Genomic DNA, 13,913 nt, shown 5'->3' with positions numbered 1-13,913 from the left:
ATATGTAAAACATCCGCAAACTTACGAATTAAAATCAAATAACGTGCGAAAGCGAACGTGCACCGTGCGAAGGCACACACAATCGTTTCTAAGCATTTTTCTATTATCTTATGATTAGCAGAACGTTACATCGATGGCACATTATTTGCTTCTTTTCTAAAAAATGAATATATTTAAAACCTGTTACAATGAAACTAATGATTCGAAACTTACTTTATCTATTCAAGCGGTTTAAGACCGCCGTCGTGTTAAACCTCTTCGGCTTGACAATCGCTTTCGCCGCCTTCCTCCTGATAGTAATGCAGGTGGATTACGAGATGAATTACGATGCCATGCACAGTAAATCGGGCAGAACCTTCCGGCTAGAGGCAAATCACGGAGAATTCGAGCATAACGCCATCCATTGCCTAATGTTTAGCGATGCTTTTGTTAACTCATCCGCTCATATCACGGATTACTCCTACCGTTATCCATTCTACGGAGGAGAACGGTATTGCCAAATCGACGAGGTAGACGATCAAGGAGAAGCGAAAGTATTTAAGGAAAACTTCCAGCTTTGTCTACCCAATATCTCAGATGTCTTTGATTTCCACATGAAAGAAGGTTCCGTCGGATGCCTATCCATTCCCGGCTCCGTACTCATTCCGGAGAGTGTCGCCAAAAGGCTGTTCGACAAACAATCCGCTATCGGTAAACGTATCCGGATGTCCGGCAGTAGTGGCTGGCAACCTGTAAGTACCACGATACTTACTATTGGGGGTGTCTATAAGGATTTCCCGGGAAATACTACGGTACAAAACCGTATTTACGTCCCGATGGACCAACTGGATCTATTAAAAAGTTCTTGGCAAATGTATGCCAACGAAATATACGTCACGCTAGACGATCCCCTAAATAAAGAGGAGGTATTGGATCATTTCAACAAGACTTTCGATTTCGCTAAAAGCCAAATGGGTTCAGCGCAAGAGATCGCATTACGTCTAACCCCCTTAAAGGAAGTTTATTACACGCATGATACAACTTTCGACTTTAATCCGAAAGGTCACCGGGAGACAAATTATGTGTTACTGGGTATCGCTTTCCTCATCTTATTCATCGCCGGAATCAATTTTACCAATCTCACAACCTCGTTGATTCCCCTACGATTGAAAACGATCAATACGCACCGGGTATTAGGATGCTCCATCTATAAGTTACAAGCCATCTCACTGATTGAATCGATCGTGATCTGCTTGATATCCTACATTCTCGCCTTATTCATCGTAAACGATTTGTCTTACACACCGATCGCTAATTGGGTAGATGCGGATATACGTCTTAGTCAATACAAAGGCCTGATCCTTCTCACTGCACTGATCGCTATCTTGACGGGTTGCTTGGCGGGACTTTATCCAGCTATACGAAGTACCTCCTATGCGCCAGCCTTGGTACTAAAGGGCTCTTTCGGTCTTAGTCCCAAAGGGAAAAAAGTACGTGTCGCCCTGATCGGTTTCCAATACACGGTATCGATCGCCTTGATTATTGTCACCTTATTCATGGGACTTCAGAACCATTTCATGACCTCTAGCGAGCAACTAGGATTCAATAAAGACCAAGTAGCCATCGTGAACCTGACACCGGAGATCTACGCCAAGCATAAGCCCCAATATATCCAGAAACTTAAAGATTATCCGGGAATAGAGGATGTGGCCTTCTCCGTCTACGAGTTATCGAAAGAAGATGACATGATCGATCTCGAATATGCCCGTCATGAAGATAAGGATGTATTCTTCAAGGTATTCTATGCCTCCGAGAATTTCCTTTCCGTCATGGATATCCAAGTAGAGGAAGGAAGGGATTTTACACGGGAGGATTTAAACAAGGCACAAAGTGATTATATCATCAATCCGGCGGCAGAGCGGGATTTCCACTTACATCCCGGAGATCGTTTCAATGATCGTACGGTTCTAGGAGTCAGCAAGGATTTCCGGTTTAACTCTTGCCGGATCGCAAGCTCGCCTTTCGTATTCGCATTGAATAACGATATACCCAATCCTAAATTGGTATCCTATATCCGCTTCAATTCGAAAACGAATTTACAGGAAGCTGTCGCCCACGTCCGGGAAACATTGAAAGAGATCGATCCGACTTTCCCTTTCGAGATCTCTTTCTACAACACCATCTTAAACAATTTATATCAGAAAGAACAAACACTGGGTAAACTAATCTCCCTATTCGGAATAATGGCGATCTTGATCTCTATCGTAGGTGTATTCGGACTCGTGCTATTTGAGACGCAATACCGCCGGAAAGAGATCGGTATCCGCAAGATCAACGGAGCGACTACCGGACAGATTCTTTTGATGTTCAACAAGACTTATATCCGGATCGTCTCCGTTTGCTTCATCATCTCGATCCCAATAGCATGGATGGGAACACAACAGTGGCTAGAGAATTTCGCTTATAAAACACCACTCCATCTTTGGGTCTTCATCGTAGCTTTCCTAATCATTCTCTCGGTTACGATCGGTACCGTTACTTTCCGGAACTGGCAAGCGGCGAATGAGAATCCTGTGAACTCGGTGAAGTCTGAATAAACTCACTCGGAGTGATCCCGTAAATTTCTTTAAAGCAACGGGTAAAATAGTTCGGATCGGAGAAGCCGACCTGAGCAGCTACCTCCCCGATCGAATAAGCGTGCTGCCCCAATAACTCGGCGGCACGCTTTATACGTATATTACGGGTGAATGAGGAAGCGGAGCAACCAGTAGTAGACTTTAATTTCCTAAATAAGCTGGCACGGCTCATCGCCATCTCGGAACAGAAAAGCTCTACATCAAACTCCGGGTCCTGCAAATGGGCCAGAACGACCCTTGTCACTTTCGAAACAAATTCCTTATCCGGATCGGCGATGGTTTGCTCCGGAGTACGCAAGTCGAACCGATCCCTGAAATATAACTTTAGTTGCTCACTACGTTTGAGCAGATTCTTGATCTTCGCTTTTAGGACAGCAAGACTGAACGGTTTAGGCAGATAATCATCCGCTCCGGCTCCATACCCTTCCAATTGTTGACGTTCTTCCGCTAAAGCAGTCAATAGGATAACCGGTATATGGGCCGTCCGTTCATCCATTTTCAAAGCCTCACAACATTCAATCCCATTCATGACCGGCATCATTACATCCGAGACAATCACGTCCGGTAGGATCTCCAAGGCTTTCTCCAAGCCGACCTTTCCGTTTTTCGCTATCACGACCCGGTAATCCGTTTGAAAAGCATTCATCAAATAACGACATAGATCCTCATTATCCTCTACAAACAAAAGCGTTTGTCGTAGATTCTCCGGGACCGAGTTTGTTTCTTCCAATGGAACCGATTCCCGCAAAGATACCTCTTCCATTTTAGGTTCCGAATACTCCAACCACTCCTCAGGATAAGCCTCTTCCGATATAGGCAAGGCAACCGTAAAAACAGAACCTTTCCCCAATTCACTCTCACATTGAATGGTTGCCTTATGTAACTCCAATAGCTCTTTTGTGTACGCAAGGCCGATCCCCGAACTCTCCGAGCGGCGAAACGCTATCGATTCCCCCTTATAATATTGATCAAAAATATACGGTAACGATTCGGGGGGAATGCCGATTCCACTATCCGTAATTCGTAAAGTCATGACCGCATCGGATGAGCTTTGCTCCAATAAAGCGGAAAAGCTTACCGAACCACCATCCGGCGTATACTTAAATGCGTTCGACAGTAAATTATATAGAACCTGCTCTAGGATATTCTTGTCAAAATAAGCGATTGAGATATCCGGGGCAATCGAATACGTAAACGCAATTTTATAGGAATCGGCCAAAGGAATAAAGGTTTCCGAAATCTCCTTTAAGAATCGACTGAGATCCGCACAAACAATATGCGGGGAAGGAACTCCCCGGGTCAATACCGATAAATCCAGTAATTCATTGACATGCCGAATCAAGCGATTGGTATTCCGGGAGATCGTACGCAAAGTTTCTTTATCTCCACAAGATTCTTCTGAACCGGAATGCCGTTCCAGATCCTCCGTCAATCCCTTGATTATCGTCAGAGGGGTACGAAGCTCATGAGAGACATTCATAAAGAAACGAGTTTTCAACGCATCTTTTTCCTCCAGTTCTTGCTTGGCCTGTTTCAACAGCCGTGTACGTTCTTGTATCTTACGCTCCAACTCGGCTTGGCGAAGCTGATACCAGCGCACCCGGCTCTTATAGGCGATATACAACAGTACGCATACAACCACGAATACCAGCAAAATAAACCACCACGTCCGCCACCAAGGAGGAAAGATCCTGACAGGTTCGGTAATGGGAGCGCTCCAATAGGAACCATTGCCGGAAGTTTCCACCCGAAACACATAGTTTCCCGGTGGTAGGCGGTTATATATAGCCGTACGATCGCTGGCGTCCACCTCCCGCCAATCCGTATCATATCCATCCAGACGATACCGGTATCGGATACTACGGGGATGAGAATAATCGAACGCGATAAAACCCACCTGTAAACCTTGCTTCTCACGTGAGTCTCCGATCGTGAGGTTCGTGATTCGCAAAGACTCAGGTATTTTTCTCAAACCGTCCGTTAACTGAACGGGATCAAAAGAAACGATCCCCTCATTACTGCCAAATACAAGTTCACCCGATTTGCGCTTACAGCAAGCGCCACCCATAAACTCATTCGATAATAAACCGTTTGCCGTCGTATAATTAACGATATGCCGGTTTTGTATATCCAAGCGACTCAGCCCTTTATTCGTGCTGACAAACAGGATGCCCGGCTCACCTTCACGGATTCCTCGTACGATATTTCCCGATAAGCCATCCTGTACCGTGAAATGATCAAATCGCCCGGTTCGCTTGTCGTATTGATCCAACCCCGCATTCGTACCGATCCACAAATAACCGGAAGAGTCCACAAACAGACAATGAATATGATTCGACGCAAGGGGATTCATCTCACCCGGTATATATCGATACGTGATAAGTGCTCTCGTCTTCGTATCCCACACCCGAAGCCGCCCCTCATCCGCTCCTCCCCAAAACCAAGATTCTTCGCTCACGCATAAGTTACATAACTCCGACAACGAGTTGATCGGATAATCATAAGAGACTTGGTAATCCGGTATAAAAGGGCGGATTCGGAAATCATCCAGATTCAACCGGTCCGGGTTGGCGTCTTGATAACTGATCCATAGGTTCCGCTCCGAATCCTCACGGATAGAACCTATAATCTTTCCGGATAAAGAGGACGGACTTTTTCGGGGTGAGAAGGTAAAACGCATATCTACCCGGGAAGTCTTATGGTTAATCCGATCTAATCCCCTAGAGGTCGCAACCCAAAGATTCAGGTCCGAATCCTCATAAACGGCTAGGATATGAAGAGAAGACAGATTCTCTTTTTCCGTGTATCCCAAGGTATATCGAAACAAGGAAGGTGTTAAATCCGCATGGCTCACCCCATACGTGGAATGCCCCGCCCACAGATGATCCGAGTCATCCAGAAACAAACAGGTAATCTGGTTACTGCTGATAGAATGTGCGTCTTCCGGCACGTTCCTCAACTGTCCCATTTTCCTCTCCTTCGGAGAATAATAAAAAAGACCTTGATTGAAACGGCTATCATCAAACCAGACCGTTCCGTCCTTACTCTCGAAGATGGATCGCACTTGGCATTCTCCCGTAGGTTCCAGATCCTCCGGCCGGTCAAAGAAATGCTCACATCGCAAGGCAAGCCGGTTCATCCGGCTAATCAAGCTTACCCCCTTATTATGTCCGATCCAGAAATCACCATCACCGGTCTCCAAGAATTGATATACCCGAGTATCCTCACGACCGACAGATTGGAAGATCTCTCGCTCTCCCATATCAAGCGAACGAAAAGCCCCTTCACGTCCCGTACCTAACCACATATAATCAAACCGGTCGATATAGATCGCGTTAACGCCATTCAAATTGCCGGCATTGATATCCTCCCGGTCATTTGTCCGTATCGTATAATCTTGAAAGTGGTTTGTTTCTTTGTCATACAAACTAAAACCAGCTAAAGTCCCTACCCAAAACGAATGATCCGGCGCCGAATACAAACAATTCACAGGAGACGACGAGACTACCGAACCCGCCGGCGAAAGGCGTACCAATTTCTTCTCTTTAGCATCATACTCCAACATCCCGTTCTCCGTACCTATAAAGATATGTCCCGGAACGGAGGCCGAGAAACAAGTAGGACTACCATACACACGTAACTGTTGTCGAAGCCATTCTTTCGTGAAATTCAAAAATGTATCCGAACCTCTGTCATAACGGCTAATCCCACCCGAGGAAAAAAAGATCCAGATACCTCCATCTGAATCCTCGAATAATTTATCGATAGAACTGCTTTGTATACTTTCCGGACAATCCGGTACGGGCAAGAATACTTTAAACGTATATCCATCGTAGCGGTTCAAGCCTTCAGTCGTCCCGACCCAGACATACCCGGTACGATCCTTCAAAATAGAGGTCACCGAGGAAGAAGAAAGCCCGCTATCCATTGTTATCCGGTCAAAAATAACGTTGGTAGCTTGCGTTCTCGTTACCATAAGTACAAACAGCAGTAAAAGGTATATTCTCATCCATTCATCCGATTAATGCCCCAAATATAAAGATTAAGTGGGTGAAAATCACAGAAAACAGAAAGATTGAACGATTTGTACGGTATTATGAAACATATGTCCGGCCCGCTCCCTCCCTATTTCCCTAGCTTTGCGGTATCAATTCTAAAACGAATGTAAAATATGAGAAAACTTTTTCTATCGCTAGTATTCCTTAGCGCACTACTATCTATCCATGCGAATCCGGGTATTAAAGGAATCGTAATCGATCAAACCACCCGTAAGGCATTAGACTACGCTCACGTTGTATTATATGATGGAGATCATATCGTCGAAGAAGCTATGACTGAAGCGAACGGTTCTTTTCTAATCCAGCCCGTAAAACCGGGAACGTATTCGATCCGTATCCATTTTCTGGGATATGATGTTTATATGGGAGAGGAGTTTATCCTTACAGAGCAAATCAAAGATCTGGGTATTATCCCGATGCAAATGCTTGAGGTAGGCTTACAGGAAGTGGAGGTCGTAGCCAACAAGAAACAAGTCATCTATAAACTGGATAAAAAGATCATCGAGGCTTCTTCCAACCTGCTTTCCTCGGGAGGAACCGCTGTCGATATCCTAGAGAACACGCCTTCCATCCGGGTGAACGCCGAGGGAGAGGTTACCTTCCGGGGAAGTAGCGGATTCACGGTCTACGTAGATGGAAAGCCCAGTATATTTACCGGGACCCAAGCCTTGGAACAGATCCCGTCCGGACAAATCCAGAATATAGAGATCATCACCACCCCGTCCGCCCAACATGATACTGGGGGTGATGTCGGGATCATCAATGTCATTACCAAGAAGAACTTCGGGGAAGGGCTGAGCGGAGTAATCAACCTAAGCGGGAATACGGTATGGAGCCGGACCTTGGATTTCTTGTTGACCGGACAAAACAAGGCGTCTCAATGGCGTATAGGCGGTTATGTGGGAAACCGACTTCGTAAAAGTCATTTTACCCAAGAGAAAACGACGTTGGTAAACGATACGACAACGACTTCTTATTCCAATGGCCCCCGTGAAAGTAACGGCTACGCATATATTCTCAACGGAGGTTGGAGCTATACGCAAAAACAAACGACTTTTTCTATTAACGCGGAAGGCGGATATGCCGGACTCAAGCGAAAAGGAGATCTGGAATATACGGAAGAACGTTCCGCTAATGGCGAGCAATTCGAGAACGGAGAGTTCAAGAGCCTTGACGACTTTGATATCCATGAGACTTTCGGACTAGGGAATCTGGCCGTGGATCATAAGTTCAATGATAAGGGGCATAACCTTAGCGGTAGCTTCTTCTTGAAATATGGAGGCGACGCTCTGGAATATTTCCAAAGCGATCTGTTCGACAAAAACAACGTACGCCAGCAAGGTCATCGTGCGTGGGAGGCCGAACATCGTTGGACCGTCCGTGCGAAAGCCGATTATGTATTTCCATACAGCAAAACCGGACAAATCAAGGCGGGTTATCAATATTTCTCATACTCGGAAGACGGCGATTATAGTATGCAGTTTTGGAACCCGGATACCAAAGAGTTCTTCTGGCGTGACGATATTTACAACACGTTCTATTTCCAACAAGGGATCAACTCCCTTTATGCGATCGTTGGGGATAGCTACCGGTCTTTTGATTTTCAAGTAGGATTACGGGGAGAACATACGCATCAAGTATTACGTAGCTCCAAAGATTGGGCGAACCGCCTACAAAGGCGTTTTGAGTTGTTCCCATCCGCCCATATCGGTTATAACCTCACACAAAATCAGAAGCTTCTATTCGCTTACAGCCGTCGTACGACCCGACCAGAGCTTTATTTCATGGAGCCATACATCACTTACAAGGATTACTATACAGCCGAGATCGGTAACCCGGATATACGCCCAGAGTACATTCATTCTTTCGAGTTGAATTATTCCTTGACTTCCGGCGACAATGCCTTGTCTGCCTCCCTATTCCACCGAACCCGCAAAGACAAGATCGAACGATTACGGGTTCCTTACCAAGCCGGGGTTACCTTGGATTCCATGGCGAACGTGGGACATGATTATTCCACCGGAATAGAACTATCGGGCAGTTTGCAGGCCACCAGTTGGTGGAATACGCAAATAAACGGTAGCCTTTATCACTACCGGGTAGAGAACGAGTATAAGACGGACGGGAAGAATGAGACCAGTACCAATTACGAGATCGCATGGAACAACGCTTTCACGACCGGGAAATACACAAGGATACAGCTTGACGGCAATTTCGTAGGCCCTTCCGTAACCACCCAAGGAAGAACCCAGTCGTTCTGGTTTGTCAACCTAGCGATACGGCAACAATTCTTCAAACGGAAGTTGACGGCCACCCTCTCTTTCCGGGATGTCTTCAATACGGCCCGTTATGTCAATACGATCACTTCCTCGAACTTGATTTCCAAAACACGAATCCGGCCCGATTACCCGTTGATAGGCTTGACCCTTAGCTATACGTTCAACCAGTTCAAGCTAAAGAATGGCTTATCCAACAATTCAAAGGATTTATTCGAGGGGACGAATCATTAATACCGAATTACCCTACTTTCAAAGTAAGCTAGCTTCGTTGGCAAAGTAAGCTAATTAAAATGCCCAAGTAAGTTAACTTACTTTGCCAACGAGATAAACGTAGTGGTCCTTATATCTTGTTTACCGAGGATAGAATACATCATTGGGTAACTGTAACTTTTTTGAATCCAACTTTGTTACTTTCCAATTTTAAGTTACTTTTGTGAACACTTAGTTAAAAATGAGGTATATTCAATGATTAACAGCATATTACTGACTAATTTCACGGGCTTTGCAAACAATCGTTTCGATTTCACCGAAGGAGTAAATGTCCTCATCGGCAAGAATGGTACCGGCAAGACACACGTGCTTAAATGCTTGGCTGCCACCTTGCAGGCACGTCACGACTTCCTCGGCAAGAACTCTGCTTCCAAAGAGCAGTTTGAGTATATCTTGGCGGAAGATATGATCTATTATTTCAAGCCGGACATCATCGGCAATTTGGTCAGCAAAGGACTACCTTCCGGTAGGGCGAACATTGCGGTTACGATAGATAGCAAGGTATTGCAATATAGCTTTTCCTCTGCAGCCAAGACGACTGTGAAATTGGAAACGGACGAGAAGTGGAACGACCGTCATTTCATCTACATCCCTCCTCGTGAAATGTTCTCTTTGTTCGAGGGTTTTATCGGTTTGAGCAGTAAGCGTGAGATTTCATTCGACCAGACCTACATCAATCTAGCACACGCATTGGCTCTCCCCGTATTGCGTGAGTCTGAAGATAATCCGTTGAGACCGGCTGTTGAGTTGTTGGAACGGGAATTGCAGTTCAAGGTGCTGCAGATGAACGGACGTTTCTATATACAGACGGAAAGTGGTAATATGGAAGCGCATTTGGTGGCAGAAGGTCTTCGCAAGTTGGCCTCTATCTTATACCTCATACTGAATGGGGAAATTAATGCGAACACCATTCTGTTCTGGGATGAGCCGGAAGCCAATTTGAACCCGGCTCTTATCAAAGTGGTGTCGAAGTTCATCCTTGTGCTTCAGGAATGTGGTTTGCAGATTTTCATCGCTACACACGATTATTTGCTTACACATACGCTTTCTCTTTATTCCGAGTATAAAGAACACACCGGTGTATCTGTCAAATTCTTTGGGCTGAAAAAAGAAGGCAAGGGAATCATTGTAGAGGAAAGCGAAACCTTGGCAGGCATACAGAGCAATCCGATTCTGGAGGAATATGCAGCCTTTTACGACTTGGAACAACAATTCATCAGCAAATATGAGTAATTTTCAGGAAAGCGGCATAAACTTCAAGTTTCAATCTCCCAAATGGAACGTTGTCAAGTACGACGAACATTTGGCGCACAAAAAAGTAAGCAATGCCTTGCAGCCTACCAAAGCGGTGGACTTTTTAGGTATTCATGACAACAGACAGTTGTTTTTGGTAGAAGTAAAGAATTACAGAGGGCATACACACGATGCAGAGACTCAGGAAGTGCTTCAGGCAAAAGGCGAGGAATTAATGCGCAGGATTGCTGTCAAAGTTAGGGACACAATCGCCACGGTAACTAATTCTGCTCGTTTTTCGACCAATGATGAGGATTTTTTTACCCGGATTAATCAGTTGCTACTTGATAATCAGAAAAAGATAGTCATTATTGCCTGTATAGAACTAGACATTGCTGGTGAAAAAGAACACAAAGCCCGTATGAGTGTCTGGATGCAAAAATTAAAGCAAAAGTTGGCATGGTTACATGCGGCTAAAATTTCCATCAATCCGATTGAAAATATCTCTGCTGTCTTGCCGGATACGGAAATCTTGTTCGTGTAATCTCCCGGCAAACTTTAGTGACCTTTGTTGCCGGTCTTTTATTAGTCCGTCTTTTTCTCTTCTGTGGATTCCCCAAAAGTAAGCCCCGATCGAATAAACGACCGGGGCTAATTCTTTTCCCGCTTTCCTTCCTCACGGAAGTACTAAGGGATGAACTTTAATTTATTACTTTAGTATTAATATTAATCCATTCCCGCTTGTTCGCCCTCACGGGATACTTGGGCCGAGGCCCTCACGGGAACTTAATATCGTCATTATATTTTTATTTAACTATTGTCTTAACAGCGTTCTCGCCTTCTACGGCTACTGCGATGATTCCAGCAGGAACAGCGATCGTAGCGTTGTCGGAAGCAAGAATAGTCTCGGCTACTACCTTACCTAAGATATTAGAGATAACCACCTTCTTACCGGCTGCGCCTTGGATCTCTACGATACCATTGCCACCTATTACCTTAACACCGGCAGCGCCATCAGCTACAGACTCGTTGGAAGTAGGATCACCAGCAGTGATCGTGAACTTCATGGCGCTATTCTTATCAGTACCCCAAGCCAATTTGTCGTTGAGGCCATATAAGTAACGACCTTTCTCCTTAACGGAACGGATCACATACATACCCTCATCGTCAGCGCATTGGATAATCTGAACCTTGAAGTTATCCAAGCCGCCTAATACGCCTTCGTCGTCAGCATTTTTAGCAACTTTCACTTCCTTACCCTTTACTACCGTAGAGATCGTATCGTTGTTTGCCTCGATAGAAGCAGACTTGAAGATAGCCTTAGTAGCTTTTTCAGCCCATTCATATTTCTTGTCGTACATGCCGTCCGCTACATAATAGTCCACAGAATCCTTCGGATTGAACAAGAACAAGCTTCTATTAGGATCTTCCGTACCCTTAGAGATATAGAAAGAAGGAACGATCGCTTTCGTATCGGTTACGCGCAAATAGAATGAGTATTGCTCATTATTCACTACGATACCCTCTTGGTTCTCGTTCAAGGAGATATAGTTGCCTAACTCGCTTACCAATGAGATATGGCCATTCTTAGCGGGATAGCTGATTTCCGGAGCTTCCTCGATCAAGTAAGTCTTTAATGTCATGTCTTGATTATTACCCGGCAATGCATAAACTACGGATGGAGTTGTATACACATACTCGTCATTGTTATACTTAACAGCTACTACTGATTTCGTAGTCTTGCCAAATACAGTTGTAACATTCGCATTCGTACTTGATACAGGAATCAAATAAACAGAGCCATCAGCAGCTTGTTTAATAACGAACTTAGCCGCATCTGCCGCAGCCATAACGTCTGCACCGTTAACATGGGTACTAGTACCTGTACCTTGCGGGAAATAGGCATTAGTCTCTATACCATCATTGATATAGCGCAATTGATAAGCATAAGCATAGCCTTTATCGCCCTTAGCCTGTACGGTCACGTGGTTACCTCTATTGTAAACGAAGCTACTCTCGATGATCGTCTTCGGAGCCTCGTCTTTGATCAATTGCCATTGAGCGGCATCGGATACGCTGTTGGCGAACTTACCATCAGCATTCAATTTGTAGACATTACTATTATTGTCTTTTGTAACAGCGGTATACCATTTATTGGAAGTCACGTTGTTGTCGCGAGCGAAAGCCATTGTTACCAAAGTCTGGTCATCTACGTTCAAGAAACCTGCGTATGGATCAACTTCTTCTACTTTCGTCAACTCCACTAACAGACGCTTAAACTCTACGGTCTGAGTCGAAGCAGTCTCACGGTAGGTATTCTCATCAACATAGATAGGAGTGATATCCCGAGTTGAAGGAACAGCTGTCTCATATACATTCTCACCCAAATCTGTTTTAGGGAACAATGTCGTAAGGAAATGATCACCTGTCTCACGATTCGTGAAAGTGATCTTATAAGTATCATCCACGCTTGTAATCATCCATTGATAAGCCGGAGTCTCTGTCTGTGACAACACCTTCGCTTTTGCGACAAGCTCAAAACTACCATTATCAACCGCAGAAGTCAAATATTTTCCATATACGCTCTTCACATCCCCTTGCTTACCGCTCAATACACGGATCGTATAAACAGCTGCCTTAGCCTCCTTGTTCAACAACTCGATACCTTTCTTCGTACCGGCAACGCCCAACTTAAAGATGAACTTATCCGTCTTGTCTGAAGTGTTAGAGATCGTAGTCAAGTAGAAATTATCATTATGCTGCAAAATCTCCAACTTGATTTGAGCATCCTTATGATCGGCCTTGCTACCTTGTATTCTGAAACGGAAACGATCCAGATTCAACTCATACGGATAAGATTCCACGTAACTCTTTTGAACACGGAAACAAGCGTTATGGATAGAAATCTCGTCACCTTGTGTCTTCCAAGCCGCACCTGTTCCTACATACAGGTTCAAGTCACCAATTTCCTTCTCTACCAAAGAGAAACCATCACCATTCGCACGTCCGGCGTTCGTTCCCTCCATTGTCTCTGTAGAGCTTGCAACCAAAACCGTAGCGTTCAACCACGCATTATAGTCCCTAACCACTTGGTCACTATTATCTAAAGCTGGAGCATTTTTCGTAAAGAAGTACATACCGGCAGGAATCTGCAAGTCTGAAGAAGATCCTGAATACCCCGGGTATTGTGTAGCATCAATCGTAATTGGGCGAGCCAAATAACGAGCTACCACCATTTTGTCGTTAAACAAGTTACCGATAGGTTCTTCACCTTGATCTTTAAGACGTTTAGAAACGAAAGAGAAACCAGATGTATTGTACAATGCGTTCAATTCCTCTGAATTCGTCAACAACTCAGACTTAACCTCGTAAAAGATCGGGTCTGGGTACAGATTAAAAGGCTAAGTGATTAATTGTCAGTCACTTAGCCTTTTTAATTATCTGATTTTTCCCCACAT

Annotated in this window: 6 protein-coding genes; 4 read left to right on the top strand and 2 right to left on the bottom strand. The window is 44.7% G+C overall.

Translation table 11 applies throughout. The features are described 5' to 3' along the window. Positions 1–188 precede the first annotated feature (188 nt). Positions 189–2,576 carry an ABC transporter permease gene (locus tag ACESPU_RS21135; RefSeq protein WP_039848539.1) on the top strand — a complete coding sequence of 796 codons (2,388 nt, stop codon included), beginning with the start codon at positions 189–191 and terminating at the stop codon, positions 2,574–2,576. On the opposite strand, the gene ACESPU_RS21130 is transcribed toward ACESPU_RS21135, so the two are convergent. Continuing rightward, on the bottom strand, positions 2,515–6,624 hold the full coding sequence (locus ACESPU_RS21130) for a two-component regulator propeller domain-containing protein (protein WP_373133641.1): 4,110 nt from the start codon (positions 6,622–6,624) through the stop codon (positions 2,515–2,517). The two genes, ACESPU_RS21135 and ACESPU_RS21130, sit on opposite strands and share 62 nt — an antisense overlap. Positions 6,625–6,786: 162 nt before the next feature. On the opposite strand from ACESPU_RS21130, the gene ACESPU_RS21125 reads away from it, so the two are divergent. From ACESPU_RS21125 to ACESPU_RS21115, 3 genes are all read left to right on the top strand, one after another. Continuing rightward, positions 6,787–9,183, top strand: a complete 2,397-nt coding sequence (locus ACESPU_RS21125; RefSeq protein ID WP_048927128.1) for a TonB-dependent receptor — start codon at positions 6,787–6,789, stop codon at positions 9,181–9,183. A gap of 234 nt (positions 9,184–9,417) precedes the next feature. Then, positions 9,418–10,455, top strand: a complete 1,038-nt coding sequence (locus ACESPU_RS21120; RefSeq protein ID WP_005867516.1) for an ATP/GTP-binding protein — start codon at positions 9,418–9,420, stop codon at positions 10,453–10,455. Beyond that, complete coding sequence (locus ACESPU_RS21115; RefSeq protein WP_005867515.1) at positions 10,448–10,999, top strand: hypothetical protein; 552 nt, start codon at positions 10,448–10,450, stop codon at positions 10,997–10,999. Before ACESPU_RS21120 ends, ACESPU_RS21115 begins: the two co-directional genes overlap by 8 nt. 262 nt (positions 11,000–11,261) lie before the next feature. On the opposite strand, the gene ACESPU_RS21110 is transcribed toward ACESPU_RS21115, so the two are convergent. Continuing rightward, positions 11,262–13,805, bottom strand: a complete 2,544-nt coding sequence (locus tag ACESPU_RS21110) for a DUF6383 domain-containing protein (RefSeq protein ID WP_373133640.1) — start codon at positions 13,803–13,805, stop codon at positions 11,262–11,264. Between the last annotated feature and the right edge of the window lie 108 nt (positions 13,806–13,913).

Origin of the sequence: Parabacteroides sp. 20_3 (genome assembly GCF_964238835.1) — a bacterium.
GTDB lineage: Bacteria > Bacteroidota > Bacteroidia > Bacteroidales > Tannerellaceae > Parabacteroides > Parabacteroides distasonis.
The sequence above is the reverse complement of the archived record's forward strand: the minus strand, read 5'-3'. Positions and strand labels throughout refer to the sequence as shown.